We start from the raw sequence: 20,482 nt of genomic DNA, 5'->3' as shown, positions 1-20,482 counted from the left end.
TCTGAATTGTTTGGTTCGTCGTAACGCCTGACATCCCTTATTCCGTTAATGACGGATAACGCCAGTCATCTTCATCACTCTGCTGCTGATCGCTGACATCAACGGATAAGCCTGAACGTTTCCAGCGAATGAGCATTTCGTCTGTCATGTAGTGGTAGCTGAGATCGAGATGCTTCAACTTCTTAATCTTGTCGCTGGCAAGCAGAGCCTCAGCCCCTTCATCCGACAATGTGCCTTGGGAAAGGTCCAGTACTTCCAGTTGATCTACAATGGGAGCCTGTGCCACGGCTTTGGCGATGTCATCTTGAATATCACTGTCTTTTAGGCCAAGGTACACTAGATTGGGGAATCGTCCCTGTTCCAGCAGCGGAAGCACATCTTCAAGTGAACCGTCGAAGCCATAATCATCTACACCCAGGTATAATTCGAGCTTGCGCAGTTCAGGCAATTGAGCATTGGTAATGGAAGCGAGCACCTCCTGAGGCAGTCCACCACAGATAATGACCAGCTCTTCAAGCTTGGCATGCTGCAAGGGTTCAAGGCTTAATCCGCTACTGCCTTTCACCGTAAAGGACTTCAGTTCTGGAAAAGCCTTCAAAAGCGGGGTCAGATTGGTCTGAATAATCCAGGAAACCTCACACTCTTCAAAGCCCATATCTCCAATGAACAGCTTTTTTAATGACGGAAAACTTGGCGCCAATTCAATAAGAACATTCATGAATTCGTCCGGAGAACTCTCGTAAGCTTGTCCCCAGTCTCCAATAACCAGACTTTCCAGTGAACCCGCTTCGGGTTTGGCAGCCAATTCCCTGATCAAATTCTCCATACGGATACCGTTCTCATAGTCATCAAAAGATACCGTAAGCTTCACTTCCTGCATTGGTTAATCCCTCCGATTGAGTTCATTCTTGATTTGTTAATTTGAATGTTACCCCATCTTGTACGGGGCTTGCAACTTCTTCCAACTCCGGTCCCACCAGGATTCTCAAACGTGTAATTGCTGTACTTCACCAACTAGGAAAGAGAACACACGTTCTTTTCCGAATGGTATCGAAAAGGAGATTCCTGCTAGGTATATGGAAGGATATAAATAAAAATTATCAATGTATACCTTGGCTCTATACACTTCGAATCTGTGCAATTCTTGTGATACGAAAAAAAGCGTTAATAGCCGGAGTCCATTCCACAATCCTCAGGAATGATACTCCTTCTATTAACGCCTTCATATTTGTTCAGGTTGTTATATCTGATTCATAAGGCTCCTGTTAACCAGGATTCAGCCTTCAAGCCGGGATACAAGTGCTCGCAGCGCATGACCACGATGACTGATAGCCTGCTTTTGTTCCAGCGTAAGCTCGGCCATCGTCATCTCGTATTCAGGTACATAGAACAGAGGATCGTAACCGAAGCCACCGCCACCGGCAGCCTCGCTCGTAATCCAGCCTTCTGCTGTACCCTCCGCTTCAAACTTGTCCCCTGTTGCCGGGTCATACAGAACCAGGGCACATACAAAGCGTGCCGGACTGAGCAGCGGCTGCTGCGTATCCTCACCGGATTTGATGGATTCCAGCGCTGCAAGCAGCTTGGCATTATTCAGGGCATCCGTTGCCCCTTCGCCAGCATATCTTGCCGAATACACACCCGGCTCCCCATCCAGCAGGTCCACACAAAGTCCTGAATCATCGGCCAGCACAGGAAGACCAAGTGCATCTCCTACCGCTTTTGCTTTCTTCCATGCATTCTCGGCAAAGGTTACCCCGTCCTCCACGACATCCGGAAGTTCGGGGTAATCGAACATGCTTTTGACCTCTTTGCCAAGGGGTGCAAATGCATGGGCAAACTCTCTTACTTTACCCTGATTCCGGGTTGCAACAATGATGATTGGGCTGTCCAGATGCATCTTAGGCTTCTCCTAATCCACTAGCACCGATCTTGAGCGCAATCGGTCCAAGCACTTCTTTTTGTCGCTCAATCATCTCCAGAATTCCCTGCTCACCCAGTTCCAGCATGGCATTCAGCTCACGGCGGTCAAATGGGGCTTCTTCACCTGTTCCTTGCAGCTCTACATATTTTCCGCCACCTGTCATGACGAGGTTCATGTCTACTTTTGCCTTGGAATCCTCATCATAATTCAGATCCAGAACGGGCTGTTCTCCGACTACACCTACACTCACAGCTGCAATGAAATCCGTGATGGGGAATGTTTGCAGGCGGTGCTGCTGGGCAATTTTGTTCACAGCCAGTGCTAGCGCAACAAACGAGCCGGTAATGGACGTTGTACGAGTCCCTCCGTCCGCTTGAATGACGTCACAGTCCAGGGTAATGGTCCGCTCGCCAAGCGCCTGCAGGTTCACCACAGAGCGAAGTGCACGGCCGATCAGACGCTGGATTTCCATCGTACGTCCAGTCAGCTTCCCGCGGTTCGCTTCACGCTGGTTCCGAGTATGTGTTGCACGAGGAAGCATGGAATATTCTGCGGTAACCCATCCCTTGCCTTGTCCTTTCATGAAAGGAGGAACGCGTTCCTCCACCGTTGCGGTACAGATAACCTTGGTATCCCCGACTTCAATCAGTACAGAACCTTCGGCGTATTTATTTGTGTTAATTGTTAAATTCATCGGCCGCAGCTGTTCGCTGGTTCGTCCGTTAGATCTCATCATTTCTGCCTCCTACGACTTAAGCATCCTGTAATTGTTGAACTGAGTCACACTTTACTAATCCTTTTTATTTTACCAAAGAGTTCTGTTAAAAGCATCTATCCGCCAAAGACTCTGTTACCCGTCCCAGATTTTGTCCCAATCCTAGATCGGAATTTCATTGATATACTCGGGCTTGGAGACCGGCGAACTATAATCCCGGTTATCGTCACCCATGACTGTTTTTTGGCCGTTCCACTCGATTTGAACCTTGGCATCCTTGCTCGCTGTATTTTCTGTCGTTGTCAATACGACCGATTGCAGCAGCTCGCTTGGCACGGCGTCTCCTTCGACGAACATATCGTCTTTGAGTGCGACCGTAACGGTTCCATCCTCTGCCGTTTTGACGGATTGCAATTCCGTGCCGCCTGTCATGACCTCTTCCAGCTCCCCACCCTTGGCTGGCCCCTTAATCAGCTCATTGAGTGCGGCTTGCACCCGGTCCGTACCTGGTGTGACCAGGCGCGTAACCGGAACATAATATTGAATGCCCGCAGGCGAAGCAGCTGAGAAATACACAGTGACTGGACTGCTGTTGGTGGTGAACGTGTCTCCCAAATCAAGATTGATACCTACCGCCCGATTCAACGGTTCAGGAAGCGGAGTACTGTTTACCGGCATTTGCGTCAGCTTTTTGCCATCCACCCAGATCTGCACGTTCTCCACATCCGGTGTACCTGTTAGCGTCCACGTGACGGCTTCCAGCATTTTGCGCTCATCCTTGGCGTCGTATTTGGCAAAGTTACCTGAGAACTCCACGACTGCAAGCTTGTCGTCCGGATGAACCGTTACATTCTGCACTACCGTGCCCTGTGGAAGAACACCTTGGAATCCTTCAGGCAGCATACCTGCATAAGCACCACCTGTTACTAGTGTATCCAGGGCAGTCTTCGGACTACTAACGTCCGAACCTGCCGGAAGCGTCAGGGATACCGGAGCGAGCAATCCTTGCTGATCCTGCAAATAGACTGTTGTGAGCGGAAGGGTTGCGAGTGTCCCATTGCCCTCGGCTGCCTGAATCATGGCTGCCTCCTGGATGGGCGGCGGTGGATCGATAGCCTCGGATGACTGTGCATTAAACATGCCGCAGCCGGACAACACCATCGGAATGCTCAGCAGTGCTGCTGCTGATGCCGTACGCATATATCGGATCTTACTCATGATCACGTTCCCCCTCATCATTTTTACAGTTTGTACTATCATGTATACGAGCCTTCGTCCAAAAAATAACTACTTTTTAAACAAGCCCTGATGCACCAAGCAAAAACAATATTGAAAGAAAGAAACACAAAACGGGTTAATACGTATTAGGAATCAAGTGTAGGGACATTGCTAACTTCAGAGGAGGAATCGCCCATGGAACATCCAGAACAAGAAAAAATCCCTTACAGCCTGAACAGCCGCAAAGTCGCGGACGCTACAAGGGAATGGCTGCACAAGCGGGGCGTCACGATCCCAGAGATCGCAGAACTGGTCATGCTATTGCAGAAAAAGTACTATCCGGATCTTACGATGGAAGAATGCATCGATAACGTGGAGAAGGTTCTTCGCAAGCGCGAAGTGCAGAACGCCGTTCTGACAGGCATTCAGCTGGATCTGCTCGCAGAGAAGGGTCAACTCATTTCGCCTCTGCAGGAGATGATTGAGAATGATGAAGGGCTGTACGGCGTGGATGAGATTCTTGCCTTTTCCATCGTCAATGTATATGGCAGCATCGGGTTCACGAATTACGGTTATGTAGACAAGCTTAAGCCTGGTGTACTTGAACGGCTGAACGATAAAAGCCTGGGACCTGTACATACGTTTCTGGATGATATTGTCGGGGCCATAGCCTCGGCAGCAAGCAGCCGAATCGCTCACCGCAAACAGTCGGAGCTGGAAGAAGCGTTAGGTCAGAAACCGGTCAGTGATGATGTCGTTTAACCCCCATTTGTCATATGGAAATGAGACATGTCCATAAAGGACGAGCTCATGGAAAAAAGCGGCCCTTGGGCCGCTTCTTTTTCGTATATACATCAGGTGTTATCACGCCTATTTTAACCGTTCCTGTCTCCCCGCACCAACGAGTCCGTATGCTTCACCCCATGTGCGTTCCATGGCTGGCTGTGACTGTGAACGATTGGGTCCAATCGTGATTTGCGGTCCCTTGCGTTCACGCAGAAGCCCCCGCAGCACCGTAATGCCAAGGATGGACAAGCCGGTAAAGACGTACATTAAACGCATAAGTACATTCCCCGAATCAGAACCTGTAATCATGCCATGCACCAGCAAACCGATAAAAGCAGGATAAGACAGCATGTGGAACGTAAACCACCATTTGCGGCCCAGTTTATTACGCAGATCACTGGAGAGCAGCACGATCAGCAAGGCGTAAAAGGATAATGTCCCAAGCCCACTGCCAACCGGATGTACTGAGGCACTAAATGGAATAAGCAGTTCACTCCAGGTAAACGGACTGTAATGGTCGATATACAGGGTTAGTGCATGCAGAATACCAAGTCCAAAGGCAAGCCAAGTCGTCCGGGTATGCCACTGGTACATGGTGGCTTTGGGTTTGCCTTTGGCGGCAGGCATCCCTTGGGCAATTCCCAGAAAGACACCTGCAAAGAGCAGCAGATAAGCAGCTATCCCGCTAATACGAATGATATTCCACGTCGGTACATAATCAACAATCCATTGTGCCATAGCTGGCTCCCCCATATCTGATAGACTTATCGTTTCATCACTATGCGTCAATATAACTGCATGCAAAATACTTATCTTTAAATAAGGCTGAAGCAGTGGTCCGGTTCAAGGCCTGGCCACTGCTCTTCGAGTGCATCCATATCCCCTCTGAACCAGAACTTGCCTTCCCGGGTCATCCATAAAACATCATGCCGGTCATAATGCCTGTTCAGCCAGCCCATCGCTTCAGCACTTCCCAGGATACAGACGGTCTTCGCGATAATCTCGCATTGCGAGACATGCTGGCCTACAACGGTGCATTGCACCACATCCGTATCAGCCGGCTTCATTGTCCGCGGGTCAATCAAATGATGGGACAGACTTCCATCCGCCTGCTGCCACTGTCTTCGTGCAATTCCTGAAGTCGCAACCGCACCGGAGTGTAACTGAATGCTTCCTGTCAGATTGCGTTTATCCAGCATAGGATCCTTGATATAAACAGTCCATCCAGAAGACGCAGATGTACCCCACATCTGAATATCTCCTCCCGCATTAATCATGCCTGCAGGAATGTGAAGCGTGCGCTGCAGCCAATCGGCAATACGTTCCGTTGCCCAGCCTTTCACAATGCCGCCCAGGTCCAGTTCAATCCCAGGATCCAGATGCACCATCCGGCTGCCCTCTCTGTGCATCCATCCTGGGAAGGTATAATCGTACTCCTCCTCCGGAATTAGTGCGGCAACCGTTGTTAAGGTATGCTGCAGCGACTGCGTTATGCCTCGCTCTTGCTGCCCGATCTGATCGAAGCTGACATCATATCCCTGTTGCCGAAGAGCTTTTGAAATGCCCGGTTGAAAAATCCCTTCCGTCTGACCTATATATCCGTATGCCAAACTCAATACCTCATCCATGGCAGCAGAAACAGGCATCCATCCCACAGAACGATTCAGACGATTCAATTCACTATTGGATATAAACCGACTGAAGCGCTGCTCTTGTGTTTCAAACCAGTTTTTTACAAGCGCTGCTGCATGCTCAGCTTCCTCATGTCCGGCAGTTACCAGCTGAACCTCCACATCCGTATTCATGGCACGAAATCTGAACTTAAACGGACACGTGGTCTCGGAAGCACGACTCATGATGCACCTGTGCGTGACTGGTAACTGCCACTGCCAGTTCCGAAGTCAGATTCACCATCAGACTGACCGAAGTTCCGACCATAGGATCTGCTCCGGTCTCCATGTTCCTCTTCCTGATTCGGAACAAAGCTGCCTGTCCATTCATCCATCACATCGTCTCGGGTATTCGACTGACTTGCAGGTAAGCTATCGGTATCTGTTCCATTGGCTGCTGTATATGCAACATCAAAGGCATCAGAGGATCTTACATATTGAAAGAGTGCAGCCACCGCTAATGTGGCCATCGCTGTGGCTTGCCATTTTCTCCATTGATTTCGTTTCTTTCTGTTCATCGCTCTTCCCTACTTTCTCTAGCGAAGTTCATGCACCTATCTTATGGGCCCTGGATTAAAAGCAGATGAATGAACCGTTAAGAAAGGCTAAAGCTTTCCATTTCCTCTGATTCTGCAAACACAAATAGGCCCTGAACCGGAGATATTCTCCCCGTACAGAGCCTTAGCCTTATGAATGATTGCTTTTGCTTTTGCTTTTCCTATTTTCGAACGAACTCCGTTATGCTTTTTTGAAAAAAAATGATCCATCCGCTCTCTGTTCCTGCGTAATTTGCCCCCGCCGGATCAACTCCTGAAGATGAGCGAGCGTTTCGCTCATGGCAAAGCGCAGCTGATGTGTGCCCAATCGATCACCAAACAAGGAAACACAAACGTCATACCCGTTCGACGGGTGCTGAGCAATATGTTCTTCCATCTTCTGAAGCCGCTCCTCATGATGAGCCAGCAGTTGAGAGGTTCGGTCTGTAAAATGGCTGAATGGATTTCGATGCCCCGGATATGCCTTCTCGACATCCAAACTTCCTAGACGCTGCAGCCCCTGAAGATAAGATAACAATGGCTGGTCATCACTTCCCGGCTGCAAGCTGATATTGGGCGAAATCTGTGGCAGTATGGCATCACCACACAATATCTCTCTGGATTCTGGTGCATAAAAGGATAGATGCCCTGGGGCATGTCCACCTGTCTCGATGGCTATCCACCTTTTGCCGCCCATATCCAGCCAGTCCCCATCTTCAATGGACGTCACTTCCGGCAAGGGGGTGATCTGAGAGATAAATCCCTTCATATGTTCACGGATCTGTATGGTCTTCTCATCCGGCATTCCATGTTGGCGATAATATTCAGGCAGTACCACATCAATGGTCGCACTCGGGCCCCACATGTAATCTGCCTCCTGACGTGCCCTGGCAGACATGCGTACAGGCGCGCCCGACTTCTGCTGCATCCAGCCTGACAAGCCAAGATGATCTGGATGATGGTGGGTCAATACTATTTGGCTAATGTCCTGAAAAGACAATCCCAGATTGGTTAGAGCTTCCTGCCATTCCTGTTCTGTTCCCTGGTTACGTGGGCCGGGATCAACCACGGTTATCCTTCCATCAGCATCATAGAGCACATAACTGTTTACCCATCGCAGCGGGAAAGACATCGTGATCTGGAGCCGATGCATGCCCTCTGGCATGCTGATTGCTTCCGTTCGTTTCATTTTCTTCTCCTCCCTGCTGCTCTTACTCCACAGACCGATGACCAACAAAAATCATGCGCGGGGAATCCTGCTCATCATATTGCTCTTCGTCATAACCTCCATGAACTTGATCTACCACAAGCCCCGCCTCCTGCAGCATATCACTCAATTGTTCACGGGTGTATAGCTTGACACGTTCCTCATGAATCCGGGGTTTCTGACTGGACCCGGAATCGGTAATGTGAATTTCCTTCTGCACAAATCCGTCCTTGATCTGGCGAAACTCCTCAATACGATGCCCTTCCGTCTCTCGTTTGGAGTGCGGAACCAAATGACGGGTTACGTAAGCCGTGTTCATAAAATCAATAATGTAGCTGCCGCCAGGCTTCAGCATATGACGGATGCCCTGAAGCACTTTGAGCTGCTCACCATCCTCACGAAAATAACCGAACGATGTAAACAGGTTGACTACCGCATCAAATCCACCCTGGAGCGGCAGATTACGCATGTCGGCATGAATCCATTCCACCCGATTCTCGGTGTCCATCTGGCGCGCTTCACGCAGAAGCACATCCGACAGGTCAATTCCGGTGACCCGGAAGCCTGCGTCTGCCAGAGCCAAGGAATGCCGTCCCATACCGCAGCATAGATCCAGGACCCGTGCCTGCGGCTCCAGTTTTAACCAATTAATCATTTTATGTACTTCTTCATATGCTCCCTGCACATCCCTGTGCTTGTATACGAGAAGGTAGTCTTCTCCAAAGCTATCTTCATACCATTCCGTCATTCGTATCGCCCTCCACATGGTCAATGGCCCTGTTCTCTCTGTAACGTACTTGATATAGGGCTGATCATACCTAAGCTTGTAGTAATTGTATCTTCTTTATTCTTCAAACTCAAAGATTTCCAGCGGCTTCCGTTCATTGAACGACCTGAATTCGCCCTATATAATGTTAAACATAGTCACGTGCCCGCAAACCGGTTAACTATATATAAGCTTTAGAGACAGAACAGCAGGAGGTGTTATTTATGATTCATATTGGACTCACAGGATGGGGAGATCATGATGATCTGTATCCCGATCGTTCCAAAGCCAAGGACAAGCTTCGTTTATATGGACAGTACTTTTCAACCGTAGAGGTCGACAGTTCCTTCTATGCTGTACAGCCTCGGGACCGGATGGCACGCTGGGCAGCTGAGACACCGGATGACTTTTCGTTTATCGTCAAAGCATATCAGGGGATGACCGGGCATCTAAGGGGCAAACCTTATTTCACCAGTACCTCAGACATGTACAAGGCTTTTCGGGAGTCGTTGGAGCCGGTAATGGAAGCCGGCAAAATGCAGGCGGCCCTGTTCCAATATCCGCCGTGGTTTGACTGCAATCGTGATAATGTTAACGAGCTGCGTGAGGTGAGATTACGAATGGAAGGCATTCCGTGTGCACTCGAGTTTCGCCATCGAAGCTGGTACGAGGATGGCATGCGCGAACGAACACTCGCCTTTTTGCGGGAACAGGGCTGGATTCACAGTGTCTGTGACGAGCCCCAGGCGGGCTCAGGTTCCATTCCGATTGTGCCGCAGGCGACGGATCCGGAAATGACGCTCGTGCGCATGCACGGACGCAATGTGTCTGGTTGGCACCAGAACGGTGCACCCAATTGGCGGGAGACCCGTTACTTGTACCGGTACAACAAGGAAGAGTTGATGGAATGGAAAGGATATCTGGAACAGCTGCACGAGCAGAGTAAGGATGTCTATGTGATTTTCAATAACAATTCGGGTGGCGATGCAGCAGCCAATGCGCAAATGATGATGGAGCTGCTGGATATGCCTATCCGACCATTCCCTGATCGCACACCTGACGAGGAAGAGGATGGGCCTGAGCAGCTGGAGCTATTTTAAAAATCTGGGCACGACCATTATATACAATGACATATCGATTGGAGGTGAGTTCTTTAAGCTTGAATTCATCGTTTCAGACATTTATTGATTAAACTGATGTATTTGAAACCTTGAACAAGGAAGTGACTTATGAGAGAACAGAATCGCGCTCTAATTGGTGGAATTATAGGAGTCGTAGTTACCGTCGCAGCGTTTGCTATTTATTATTTTGTTAACTTAAATACAACCTTTCAAAAGGCTGTTATTGAAGAACTCCCAAGTGCAAATAATGCTTATCTAAGTATCGTTCGAGTGCCCATGTCACCTGAGACTAACGAAGAAATTCAAACACTTCAAATGGACTTGGATGGCTTTCAAGACACATTAGATCAATTATCAAGTCTAGAACTTAAGAAAATAAGCACACCAATTAAAGATAAAAGCTCGCTTTATATCTATAACATTTACGTCTATGATAAGAGTGATCATAGAGAAATCGTCAACTTTGGAGTTGATAATAGCAAACAAATTTCAATTGGCAGTTCTAAAGGTTATCAAAGATACGAAGTAACCAGTTCATTTGATTATGATACATTTCGTGCCTCTGTTGATAAACTTCTTACTGATACTAAATGAAGTCAGAATACATATGCGGTGAGAGTCAAAGTTTCCCTTCTTTCAAAAAAATACAAAAATCATATAAATAACATTGCCAAAAGAGGACTACTTCAGGTCAAATCCCCCTAAAATAGTCCTCTTATCATTTGTTAGTTTAAGATTTCCTCAAGCCTTCTGCATCGTACCCTCTTCTTCAGTAACGTCCATCTCGCTGAGCTGCAGGTTCATTTTATGCACTTCAATCCCTGCCAGGAGTACAATGCCGATCCCGTGAGTATCGTTCAGAATCCAGCCCAGATCGTCCCGATAATAGAGCGCGGTAAAGGAATAACCCGACCCACGGCATACACCATATATATTGCCTTTGTAGTCAATGGACAGCCTTGCCATGCCTTCCCATCCTTTGCGGACAGCTTCCAGATATGGCGCAGGTGTCTCAAGCCATCCCTCGCGAATTCCACGGGCATAAGCGTAGATGAACATCGACGTGCATGAGGTTTCCTCATAGGAGTCCGGACGGTTCAGCACCTGATGCCACAGGCCATTTTCCCCTTGCAGCGCCAAATATCCCTGACACAGATCACGGTAGAAACTCAGCAATTCCGAACGCCTTGCATGATCCTGAGGCAGAATGCTTAATAGCTCGGTCAGGGAGAAGAGAACCCACCCGTTTCCACGCCCCCACGGGATGCCTGTTGCCCGTCCACGTACAAAATCATACACATGCGACATGATCTGCTGCTCAGGAATATAGAGATATTGACGGAACAACAGGAACTGGTTAATGGCATCATCCCAATACGCCGTATCGCCCGTCAGTTGTCCATAACGCATCAGGAATGGTGTGCTCATGTACAGATCATCACACCACATCGTTTCGTGACGCATCTCTCCGCTTCCGCGAACACGATAAAAGGCTCCATCCTCCAGCCGTTCCTGCTCATCCGTAATGTAGCGGGCAATCCGATCTGCCGTATCTCGGCCCCCGCGAATGTCACCCAGTTCCATCGCAGCCAGCAGCGTTGATCCGAACGAACCACAATCGTCCAGACTGTCGATCGCAGACAACTGGTTGTTAATTCCCGCTGCACCGTAGGTTTCCCGATCCCATAGACCATAACGGTCGAACGAAGTACTCAGGCCGATATGATCACGAACATACTGGATGTAATCGTCACGATTCAGCTCCTGTCCGATACGCAGAAGTCCAAGCAGCGTAACCCCTAATGGATAGTTCCATTTTCCGTAATGTGTATTTTCGAGATATGGGCGAACACTCGTATTCGGCTGATCCACATGCCAATAGACTCCTTTCGATCCATCATCAAACACAGTATCGGTCACGACAATATCTGTGGGTGAAGGTGCAGAACCCGGAGTAAATTTCCCGGTATACAGCCATACGTCAGAACTGCCGGCAACCGGATGCGGAGAGCTTAATCTCCAGCCAGCTGAACCCGAGACCCCGGGCGATTCCAGCGTGAACCCCCAATGACCCTCCCCGGCCTTGGTTTCCCCTCGTGCCACCAGATCGGATAATCCATAGCGGCGCGGCAGTTCCACGCGATAAGGTCCACTTTTGTCTGAGGTATATACTTCCTTACCGTCCAGGTACAAATGAAGGGCACCTTCATGCTGACCTTGCAATACTACAGGAGATGATTCCGGCAATGTTACATCCAGCTTGGTCCACGCGTAGGCAACGCCCGGTTGTTCTGTACCAAAGATCCTCGCGAAAGAGCCGGCCTCCCGTTCTACTTCTGTCCATTCTCTTCGTGGGTACCAGGAAAGCCCTGTTTCTTCTTCCGTCATTCCGTTATGGGGAATCGAAGTTACGGGTTCATCAAGAGGCTCGGAATACAACCAGCCCTCCTGACCTTGCCGATTCACTCCCGGAGTGAGGAAATGAAGCGGGAAATTCTTGAAGGAAGCGGTACCATAAATACCGCCGAATCCAACCTCGGTTTTGACAAAACAAAGCAAGACGTCATTCCAGCCAACCTTTACGTGAATTGGAATCTGGGTTCTTCGCTCGGGGAATAACTCCTGCAGCAGCTCGGATTTGAAAGCCTCTTCCCCGTTGACATAGATCGTTACCGGACTGTAGCAGTTCAGGCCAGTGTTCAGCGTAGTCTCCTGCTGGCTCCATAATTTTCCCCATACGTATACGTACTGCCCTGCACACGCTTCCGGCCACTTGTCGTCCAGGTTCAGATCGTAACGGTAATCCCCCAGTCTGCGGAAACCTCCACGGTGGTAGGCTCGGAACAGAAAAGAATGTTTGGGATGATCGCCGATATAACGCTGGGCCACCGTCGTCAGAATATCCGGAATTGAATGATGCACCTTACCTGCAATCGACTCGTTTGCATGAAAATAACGAATGATCATCAGCCCCTTCCCTATACCTTAATTCGTTCGGTTAAACGCAATGTCTCCCCTGCACGCGCTTCAATGACCTGCTGATCTGCCGTGAACCAGACGGATATGGCCGATGGATTATGGATAATGGATCGGTCTGCTGAACATTCCAGTCGTTTGACCGCTTTCCAATAGGCAATGATCTCGAAATTCGTCGCGTACCAAATATCGTCCCTTCCGCCGATCTGCTCGCCAAACTGCTCAATGATCTCCCAATTGTCGTTATCATTGAATTCGTAACTGTGTCCCCAAACATAGAGCAGGAGCGGTGTACCCGTTTTGGAATGCTGGATAAAACGCTCGGCATGCGCTGCCAGGTCATTTTTATGATGACAGGTCGGGTGCCATTCTAGCGGGCGTTCAGGCAGCGTATATCTGCCGTGGGATTCAACCGTCCGGGCATAGTCCAAGCCTAACCACTCCAGTTTGGTACTCAGTGCACGATCAAACCCTCCATTGGGATAGGCCATTCCCCTCACCGGATAACCAACAAGCTGCTCCAGTGCTCGGCGATCCTCCATAATTTCTTCGTTCAACAGCTCATCCGGTACATAAGGCAATGTAGGATGAGTAACCGAATGCACAGCCACTTCATGCCCGGCATACAGTTCAGCGACCTCCTCGCGCTCAATTCGCCCCGGTTTCCCGAGCGTACCGGAGTTCAGATTGAAAGTGCCACGCAGTCCATAGCGATTCAAAATATTCACCAGCCTCCGGTCGTGGACCACACCATCATCATAACTAAGCGTCAGTGCCTTCATCACACCGCCAGGATATCGATCAAACTGAATGCGATTTCCCATTTTGTATCTCATCCTCCTCACACTGTTTTTACACCGTTTCGTTCACCTTAAAATATCGAAAAACGCCTTGGCCTCCACGATTCGCGGACAGCGTATTTAGAGCAAATACCCCCATCTTCGCACCAACCCAGAGTGCGGTTGTCGCCGTAAACGGTGCACCAATGGGCTGGAAGTCTTCTCCGTTCTTACTCCAGCTAAACTGGCAGCGAGCAGGTTCCTCCAGCGAAAAGCGGAGATGAATGGTCCAACCGGTTTCCGGTGAACCATGCTCACTCCAATCCAGTCCGGCTTCTTCCGATTCATCCGCATGCAAAAGGTTGTCTGGCTGTTTGGCTCCGCGGAGCATGGACAACCTGACCGCTCCATTGTCCGTCTGAGACAGACTCAGGCAAGCATAATCATCACCAAAAACAATGAGCCCCGCTCGGTCACCCTCCTGCTTCGGCAAAAAGGTCAGCTTGGTTGTCGCTTCGAAGGCGGAGGCAGGAAGCTTCTGCATAAGCAGCTGCGGAACGCCGAATAAGGATTGTATGCCTTCCGGGTAAGGATGCATATGTAATACAAGTCCCTTGTCCGGAACAACCTCTGCCCATTCGGGACGGGAGTTGGCCTGCCACTGCCACTGAACTCCTATGCGTTCATTTTGGAAATCATCTGAAACATCAGGCACAACAATCGGGTAGGCAGCACCCACATCGGGTTTGGTGTACACATCCACAGGCTCACCTGTTCCATTTCCTTCACGATCTACGCCAATGACAGGCCATCCGTCTTCGTTCCACTTCATGGGCTGAAGATGAACGATTCGGCCATATGCATCCCGATCCTGAAAATGAATGAACCATGACTCTCCTGATTCCAGTTCCACGTATCCCCCCTGATGAGGACCATTAACATTGGAAGCTCCCTGATGCATAACAATCCGGTCCTCATAAGGGCCAAACACCTGCTTGGAACGCAAAACGGTTTGCCATCCAGGCTTCACACCCCCGGCGGGGGCAAAAATGTAGTAGTACCCGTCCCGCTTATAAAACTTCGGCCCCTCAATCGTAGGGTGATGGGCTTTACCGTCAAAAACAATCTGCCCTTCATCCAGGAGCCTGCTTCCATCCGGAGCCATGCGGCACACCTTAATCTTGCTTTTTATGCCAGCGCGGCTCTTAGCAAAGGCGTGAACCAAATAGGCTTGACCATCTTCATCCCATAACGGGCAAGGATCAATCCAGCCCTTCACCTCATGGACCAGGTGAAGAGGCGACCATTCGCCCTCGGGGTGATCGGCTGTTGTCATGAAGATGCCTTCATCCGGCGTGCTGAAGAAAATCCAGTACTTCCCGTCATGATACCGGATGCTTGGTGCCCATACGCCCTTGCCATGAAGCGGTACATCATACCCTTCCAGATCCAGCCGCTGAATGGCGTACTGCACCAGCTTCCAGTTCACCAGATCCTTCGAATGCAAAATGGGCAGCCCGGGTATGTGCGAGAAACTTGAAGCAGTCATATAAAAATCATCGCCGACACGAATGACGTCAGGGTCAGAATAATCGGCATGCAATATGGGGTTGCGATACGTCCCGTCTCCCTGATCCGCGACCCAGACGGCAGCCATTTTTTCCTGTTCTGAATGGGTTGTACTCATATGCGTCTCCTCCACATTTCCAAATTTATTCTTCAACTAATCCAATACCAGCCTCTTGCAAAATATGGCTATCCGAATCAAAATAGGTGCCTTCGAGCAGACCAATCAACGTATTGGTGATGCGTACTTCAATCTCGTTGTCTCCTGAACGGAGCAAGGACGTTTCTCCACTCCAGCGATACGGAGACCAGCAACGCACGCCAAGACTATGACCGTTGACCAAAACCTCCGCCACATCCTGCACAAGCCATTCACTGAATTCAAGTTCAAAGGACTCGGCATCGGCGTCAGGCTGATCCAGCCAGAAGCTGCGTTTATAGCTCATCTCTCCTGCATAATACGGGTACAGGGGCTGTGGCTCAGGTGTGATCCGAATGGCCGTATCCGGCTCACGGACCAAGGAGACCATCCCTTCGTGATGAAACTCCACGCCAAACCGTCCCTGCAAATAAAGCGGATCAAGGATTCCTTCCTCATCCTTCGTGACCTGTACCGTAATCGTTATTTCATTCAAGCCCGTGTGCAGCCACTCATTGATATCACATGCAATGTTGGTATAATCTGTGATCTCAACAGACTCGAATTGATCAGGCCCAATCGTATGGCCGTTGATCTCCATGATCCAAGCGCCTGCAATGGCTGCCCGATCCATAAATAGGCTGCACTCCGGCAAAGCCGTTCCCAGTTCAAAAGCTGTAGTGTACCGGCATTGTATCGGATAGGCAATTTCCGCTTTCTTCGGCGTGCCAAATACCTGATTAAACTGAACAGGCAAGTGATGATGTCCCGACAATTCAGCCGCTTGATCGATAAAAGGCTTAACGCCTGCATGCTTGTTATCCAAGATCACGCCATTGTCATTCGTTGCCGTAAGACGGAACTGTCCAATCCGAAGAATATTGGGCTGAATGGTCTCCAGTCGCCATGGCCCTTCTACAGGTAAAATAAGGGGGGCAGATGGCATATGTGCAGCATCAGGCTTGAAGGGTGCAGCCACTTCGGTCTGACCGAGGTTACCCGGTATATCCTCAGAAGATTTAGCTTGCAGAGTCAGCCGCACAGCGTGTGCTTCATACCCGGCAAACCCGAGTGAAATACACCATTCTCCCCCGCTGCTGGTCAGCGGCAAGACTTCCCGTTCTCCTGTCTCCAGATTAAGCCGCTCTGCCAGCACACGTTTATCCGATGAGACATCCGTACTGCTCCATAACTGCTTGGCAACAACCTTCAATTGTCCCTTTAATTGCCGACCCTCTTGGTTAGACAGGAACACCATATATTCACCATCGGATAACTGACGATTCTGCATCAACAAGGAAGCACTCTCTTCCTCCATAATCCAACAGATAGGCTCTGGCAGCACCTGGTCCAGCAGCAGCGAGATTAATTCAAGAGTTGAATCATCCCCCTGACCTGCACCAACCGGAAGGAAGTAGGCTTCTCCCTCCCCTTGCTGCCACATTAATTCACTGCTGCCTTGCCTGGTTTCCCCGGCATGACCCCAATACTCTTCCTCGGGTTGATCCCCTGCACCGAAGAAGTTCGCTGCTTCATTGCCTGCTGGGCTTCCTTCCTGAATTGCAATGTACGGAGGTAGTCCGACGGATATGACGGTTCCTCCTTGCTCAGCAAATCGTCTCACCTGCTTCCAGGCATTCGCCTCCAGGTTCAGCATCGGCGGAAGGATAAGTACTTCGTATCTGGCAGCACCAATCTGAATCGTTCCACCCGCAAGTTCGGCTTCAGCCAGCAGCTCAGGGTCCAGATGGTCATAGTCACGTCTGTTCTCTAGCAGATGTACACCAATTCGCATCCAATCATTCGTAAGCCGCTCCAGTCTCGCCCGTTCGGATTCATCCTCACCGCTGTATTCAAACCCATGCAGCGGATTGCCCATCAGGCTCCAGAATGTGGTCGTCGGATCAAGAACGGCAATCCGAATATCGGCTGTCCCCGTGCTCATGAGATAACTTATTCGTCCCGTGTAATCTCCAAGCTGACGGAAATGCTTCCAGTATGGATTCTGCAGAAACTGGGATGGCGGTGCATCGTGCTTCGTTAACCCGCCAATCGTATAGAAAAAGGCGTGGAAATTATAGAAATTCGTGCCCATGGCAGCCATCCGGTCAATCATCCATTTCGCATCCTGCAGCGTCATCGACCAGCCCACACTATGAAAGCACTCGATCAAATTGCGGCTGCGTCCCAGCTGTCTCGCCAGGGAGCTGACCATCTTCGGATTGTCACGCATTCTTTTGCCGTACCGTTCCAGAATCCAGGATAAGGGGCGCCCAATCTTCTCATGTGCTGAGTCTCCGCCGGGCATATGGCTGAACAACTGAGTCGTCATCCGTACGCCAGGAACCTCTGCGGCGTACTGGATTCCCGCATCCTCGCACCAGTCATGCACCTGCTGATGGTATGACTCCCTGAGAAGCAGATGCAGCGATTGATAATAGTCATACCGAATACGGGCCGAGTCCGGAACATCACCGTATAACAGGGCAGGAAGCGAATCAATCAGACTGTATCCACAGCGTTCCCGGAAATATGCAGGCAGCTGAGGAGACCAGGGAATACGTCCGAGCGGTGCAATTTCGTCAGAGAACATGCCTTTGATAACGCTGTCAAAATGTGTTCCAACAGCCGCCGCATATCGGTCATGGGTAAGTTCAATAAAACGGCTCATCGCTTCCCTATGGCACGGGTCAACAAAATTGCCGTAATATTTGAAATCATCCATCTCCACTTCCTGAAACAGGATTACATCCCAATTCCCTGCCGGGGGGTCCCAAACCAGGCGGAAAGCCGTCCGATATGTAAAAAATCGCTTGCGATTATACGACGTGAGACCCGTCTCCTGATATACCTGATCGGTCTGGATATTACCGATGTGGTGCCGCAGATCGATAGACTTATCCCATAATCGGTTACCCTCTGCGTCTTTTGATATGGCTTTGGCGACCAAAATTCGCCCCCACGGTAACTCATGGTTCACAGCTTCTCCGCCCTGCACATGTAACCGCTGATGCACGAGCTGGCGCTGCTTGGCTTCAGGGAAATCCAGGGTGACCTCACCGCCTGCCATGCCGCTAGGATAAGGGTATTCGTCATACAGCCAGACTTCCATGCCGCAGGTCTCGGCTGCTTCCACCGCAATCCGAACCTTATCAAACCAAGCATCCGACAGATAGGGAATCTGCAGCCCCTGACGCGGACAAATAAAAAAACCGCCCACACCCTGTGCTGACATTTCATTCACTTGCCGTTTGATCTGCTCTTCCTCCATATCCCCATTCCAAAACCAGAAGGGATGAATCCGGTACTGCGCGGCGGGATTCGCAAATGCCTCCCCGTTCCACATGTCGCTTTCCTCCCTGTTTAAAAGAGTCTTTTTTCTTCCATTATGGTTTATTTATGTTCATGTACGTTTGTTTGGCTATGATTATACCTTAAAAAATGCGGTTAGGGAGCCTGTAAATACAAAATGTTTTAAAAAATTGATATAGATGGAAATACCCGACAGCTTCTGTTGTACTTACGTACGGCTGCCGGGCTCTGGATTTTGACTACTTCAATGCAGCGTACAATTCGTTGACTTCCTTCACGTACTCATCACCGCCGCTGCTCTTCCACAGTGCGATTGCATCCTGGAATCCCTTCTCATCAATCTGTCCCACAATGAATTTGATACGGGCATCGTTGATGATGTTATCCAGCTGGGGCCCTTTCTGTGCATAAACATCAGAGATCAACGGCTCACCCGGATTGGGAACAACGATCTCCTCGTTGGCCTTTTGTACCTCTGCCACCTTCTCACGCACCGGCGTCGGTTCAACCCGGAAGGCGCGGTCTTCCGGAAGGAACATCAAAATTTGGTTCAGACCCTGCAGATCTCGCAGTGCAAGCTTGTCGGTGGTCGGAACAACATATTCCCCTTTTTTCTCATATTGCTTGCCTTCCAGACCATTAGACAGCAAAGCCTGGAGCTCCGGCTCGTTCAATTGATCCAGAAATGCGAGCACCTTTTTCAGGTCTTCTTCCGTTTTCACACCACTTTTGGAGACGGCGATCATACCGGAGTAGCCTGAGGTTGGCATGTCACGCAGCCCTTTGGGTCCTTCCACCGCCTGAAGCACATCCACCCGCCCTGTGGCCGATGGGTCCTTCTCCAGAATTTTCTGCTCCATCCGCTGTGCGTTATCCGCCACATCAATCATGACACCCGCCTGCCCGTTGACAAACGGATCAGGCAGCTTGGTCGCATCCATCACGGCAAAGTCCTTGTTCACCAAACCTTCACTGTAGATCTGACGGAAAAACTTCAGTGCTTCCATATACTCGGGTGTTTCGTGTGCCGGAATCAAATTACCGCTGCCATCATCGCCCCATTTGTTGGACGCACCAAACCAGATCTGCATATTGTCCCATGGCCCGTTAAATTTGCTCGCTACCAAACCATACGTATCATCCTTGCCGTTGCCATCCGGATCATCTGTAGTGAATGCTTTTAGGACATTATAAAGATCGTCCAGATTTTTGGGTGCTTCCAGACCCAGATTTTCCAGCCAATCCTTCCGGATCGTTATTCCGTTACGTCCCAGCGGCCTTCCCCGGTAGATGCCGTAGGTTTTGCCGTCAATGGAGGCATTGTTCGTAATAATTTCGTTCATCTGGCTCAAGTTCGGGTAGTCTTTCAGATAAGGCCCCAGCTCCCAGAAAGCCCCGGTACGTGCAGCGTTAATGAAGCTTGGGGATTTGCCGAGCACGACCATCACGTCGGGCAGCTTGCCCGAAGCCAGAGTAATGTTGAATTTATCCTCATAAGAGCTGCTCGGTACCCATTGAAGATTCACATCCACTTTGGTTAATTCCTCAAGCTTCTGGATGACCGGGCTGTTTTCAGGCGGATTTTCAGCTTCAAAGTTCGGAAGCATGATCGTGATCTGATCGGTTCCACCTGCAGCCGCTTCGCCCGTATCGTTGGTTTTGTCCGTGGAGCAAGCTCCCAGAACCGTGCTCAGTAACAATGCTGCCGAAAGTACAAGTGCTGTTTTTTTGATTCCCGCTTTTTGTCCCATTCGTTCTCCCCCTTGG

Annotated in this window: 17 protein-coding genes; 3 read left to right on the top strand and 14 right to left on the bottom strand. The window is 49.9% G+C overall.

The annotated features are described in order from the left end of the window. Positions 1–37 precede the first annotated feature (37 nt). From ABIC22_RS15390 to ABIC22_RS15375, 4 genes are all read right to left on the bottom strand, one after another. Positions 38–880, bottom strand: coding sequence for an STM4015 family protein (locus tag ABIC22_RS15390; RefSeq protein WP_127539031.1), 843 nt, complete (start codon positions 878–880; stop codon positions 38–40). A gap of 396 nt (positions 881–1,276) precedes the next feature. Continuing rightward, positions 1,277–1,900: an XTP/dITP diphosphatase gene (locus tag ABIC22_RS15385; RefSeq protein WP_095293275.1), complete on the bottom strand. Its 624-nt coding sequence runs from the start codon at positions 1,898–1,900 to the stop codon at positions 1,277–1,279. Between the two features lies 1 nt (position 1,901). After that, entirely contained in the window at positions 1,902–2,660 is a 759-nt protein-coding gene (gene rph, locus ABIC22_RS15380) for a ribonuclease PH (RefSeq protein ID WP_095293274.1), read from the bottom strand. 141 nt (positions 2,661–2,801) lie between these two features. After that, entirely contained in the window at positions 2,802–3,857 is a 1,056-nt protein-coding gene (locus tag ABIC22_RS15375; RefSeq protein WP_127539030.1) for a GerMN domain-containing protein, read from the bottom strand. A gap of 195 nt (positions 3,858–4,052) precedes the next feature. Between ABIC22_RS15375 and ABIC22_RS15370 the strand changes: the two genes are divergently transcribed. Next, positions 4,053–4,619, top strand: a complete 567-nt coding sequence (locus ABIC22_RS15370; RefSeq protein WP_127539029.1) for a phosphatidylglycerophosphatase A family protein — start codon at positions 4,053–4,055, stop codon at positions 4,617–4,619. A 108-nt stretch (positions 4,620–4,727) separates the two neighbouring features. On the opposite strand, the gene ABIC22_RS15365 is transcribed toward ABIC22_RS15370, so the two are convergent. From ABIC22_RS15365 to ABIC22_RS15345, 5 genes are all read right to left on the bottom strand, one after another. After that, a complete protein-coding gene (locus tag ABIC22_RS15365) occupies positions 4,728–5,381 on the bottom strand; it encodes a ferric reductase-like transmembrane domain-containing protein (protein ID WP_354481927.1) in 654 nt (217 codons plus the stop codon). Positions 5,382–5,458: 77 nt separating this feature from the next. After that, positions 5,459–6,499 (bottom strand): FAD:protein FMN transferase, encoded by a 1,041-nt coding sequence (locus ABIC22_RS15360; protein WP_354481924.1) that lies wholly within the window; start codon positions 6,497–6,499, stop codon positions 5,459–5,461. Next, entirely contained in the window at positions 6,496–6,831 is a 336-nt protein-coding gene (locus tag ABIC22_RS15355) for a hypothetical protein (RefSeq protein ID WP_354481921.1), read from the bottom strand. The genes ABIC22_RS15360 and ABIC22_RS15355 overlap by 4 nt, the downstream gene beginning before the upstream one ends. Positions 6,832–7,051: 220 nt before the next feature. Then, the gene (locus tag ABIC22_RS15350) at positions 7,052–8,038 is read right to left on the bottom strand and encodes an MBL fold metallo-hydrolase (protein WP_354481918.1); all 987 of its coding nucleotides are present in this window, start codon (positions 8,036–8,038) and stop codon (positions 7,052–7,054) included. Between the two features lie 22 nt (positions 8,039–8,060). Next, on the bottom strand, positions 8,061–8,804 hold the full coding sequence (locus ABIC22_RS15345; protein ID WP_354481915.1) for a class I SAM-dependent methyltransferase: 744 nt from the start codon (positions 8,802–8,804) through the stop codon (positions 8,061–8,063). A gap of 242 nt (positions 8,805–9,046) precedes the next feature. Between ABIC22_RS15345 and ABIC22_RS15340 the strand changes: the two genes are divergently transcribed. Next, entirely contained in the window at positions 9,047–9,922 is an 876-nt protein-coding gene (locus ABIC22_RS15340; RefSeq protein WP_354481912.1) for a DUF72 domain-containing protein, read from the top strand. Between the two features lie 129 nt (positions 9,923–10,051). After that, positions 10,052–10,537: a hypothetical protein gene (locus ABIC22_RS15335; RefSeq protein WP_354481909.1), complete on the top strand. Its 486-nt coding sequence runs from the start codon at positions 10,052–10,054 to the stop codon at positions 10,535–10,537. Between the two features lie 147 nt (positions 10,538–10,684). Here ABIC22_RS15335 and ABIC22_RS15330 read toward each other — a convergent pair whose 3' ends face one another. The 5 genes from ABIC22_RS15330 to ABIC22_RS15310 all read right to left on the bottom strand — a co-directional run bounded on the left by ABIC22_RS15330 (position 10,685) and on the right by ABIC22_RS15310 (position 20,466). After that, on the bottom strand, positions 10,685–12,910 hold the full coding sequence (locus tag ABIC22_RS15330; RefSeq protein ID WP_354481906.1) for a glycoside hydrolase family 88/105 protein: 2,226 nt from the start codon (positions 12,908–12,910) through the stop codon (positions 10,685–10,687). 11 nt (positions 12,911–12,921) lie between these two features. Next, complete coding sequence (locus tag ABIC22_RS15325; protein ID WP_354481903.1) at positions 12,922–13,743, bottom strand: polysaccharide deacetylase family protein; 822 nt, start codon at positions 13,741–13,743, stop codon at positions 12,922–12,924. 28 nt (positions 13,744–13,771) lie between these two features. Then, complete coding sequence (locus tag ABIC22_RS15320) at positions 13,772–15,385, bottom strand: glycoside hydrolase family 43 protein (RefSeq protein ID WP_354481900.1); 1,614 nt, start codon at positions 15,383–15,385, stop codon at positions 13,772–13,774. A 25-nt stretch (positions 15,386–15,410) separates the two neighbouring features. Further along, positions 15,411–18,749, bottom strand: a complete 3,339-nt coding sequence (locus ABIC22_RS15315) for a glycosyl hydrolase (RefSeq protein ID WP_354481898.1) — start codon at positions 18,747–18,749, stop codon at positions 15,411–15,413. Between the two features lie 205 nt (positions 18,750–18,954). Then, positions 18,955–20,466: an extracellular solute-binding protein gene (locus ABIC22_RS15310; protein ID WP_354481895.1), complete on the bottom strand. Its 1,512-nt coding sequence runs from the start codon at positions 20,464–20,466 to the stop codon at positions 18,955–18,957. Positions 20,467–20,482: the final 16 nt, after the last annotated feature.

The sequence above is a fragment of the Paenibacillus sp. PvP094 genome, assembly GCF_040546835.1.
GTDB classification, from domain to species: Bacteria; Bacillota; Bacilli; order Paenibacillales; family Paenibacillaceae; genus Paenibacillus; species Paenibacillus illinoisensis.
This window is presented reverse-complemented; position numbering and strand designations above follow the sequence as displayed.

Excerpts from the sequence above, each read along its gene's own strand:
- ABIC22_RS15390 (WP_127539031.1), bottom strand. The coding sequence starts at position 880 with ATGCAGGAAGTGAAGCTTACGGTATCTTTTGATGACTATGAGAACGGT.
- ABIC22_RS15385 (WP_095293275.1), bottom strand. The coding sequence starts at position 1,900 with ATGCATCTGGACAGCCCAATCATCATTGTTGCAACCCGGAATCAGGGT.
- rph (WP_095293274.1), bottom strand. The coding sequence starts at position 2,660 with ATGATGAGATCTAACGGACGAACCAGCGAACAGCTGCGGCCGATGAAT.
- ABIC22_RS15375 (WP_127539030.1), bottom strand. The coding sequence starts at position 3,857 with ATGAGTAAGATCCGATATATGCGTACGGCATCAGCAGCAGCACTGCTG.
- ABIC22_RS15370 (WP_127539029.1), top strand. The coding sequence starts at position 4,053 with ATGGAACATCCAGAACAAGAAAAAATCCCTTACAGCCTGAACAGCCGC.
- ABIC22_RS15365 (WP_354481927.1), bottom strand. The coding sequence starts at position 5,381 with ATGGCACAATGGATTGTTGATTATGTACCGACGTGGAATATCATTCGT.
- ABIC22_RS15360 (WP_354481924.1), bottom strand. The coding sequence starts at position 6,499 with ATGAGTCGTGCTTCCGAGACCACGTGTCCGTTTAAGTTCAGATTTCGT.
- ABIC22_RS15355 (WP_354481921.1), bottom strand. The coding sequence starts at position 6,831 with ATGAACAGAAAGAAACGAAATCAATGGAGAAAATGGCAAGCCACAGCG.
- ABIC22_RS15350 (WP_354481918.1), bottom strand. The coding sequence starts at position 8,038 with ATGAAACGAACGGAAGCAATCAGCATGCCAGAGGGCATGCATCGGCTC.
- ABIC22_RS15345 (WP_354481915.1), bottom strand. The coding sequence starts at position 8,804 with ATGACGGAATGGTATGAAGATAGCTTTGGAGAAGACTACCTTCTCGTA.
- ABIC22_RS15340 (WP_354481912.1), top strand. The coding sequence starts at position 9,047 with ATGATTCATATTGGACTCACAGGATGGGGAGATCATGATGATCTGTAT.
- ABIC22_RS15335 (WP_354481909.1), top strand. The coding sequence starts at position 10,052 with ATGAGAGAACAGAATCGCGCTCTAATTGGTGGAATTATAGGAGTCGTA.
- ABIC22_RS15330 (WP_354481906.1), bottom strand. The coding sequence starts at position 12,910 with ATGATCATTCGTTATTTTCATGCAAACGAGTCGATTGCAGGTAAGGTG.
- ABIC22_RS15325 (WP_354481903.1), bottom strand. The coding sequence starts at position 13,743 with ATGGGAAATCGCATTCAGTTTGATCGATATCCTGGCGGTGTGATGAAG.
- ABIC22_RS15320 (WP_354481900.1), bottom strand. The coding sequence starts at position 15,385 with ATGAGTACAACCCATTCAGAACAGGAAAAAATGGCTGCCGTCTGGGTC.
- ABIC22_RS15315 (WP_354481898.1), bottom strand. The coding sequence starts at position 18,749 with ATGTGGAACGGGGAGGCATTTGCGAATCCCGCCGCGCAGTACCGGATT.
- ABIC22_RS15310 (WP_354481895.1), bottom strand. The coding sequence starts at position 20,466 with ATGGGACAAAAAGCGGGAATCAAAAAAACAGCACTTGTACTTTCGGCA.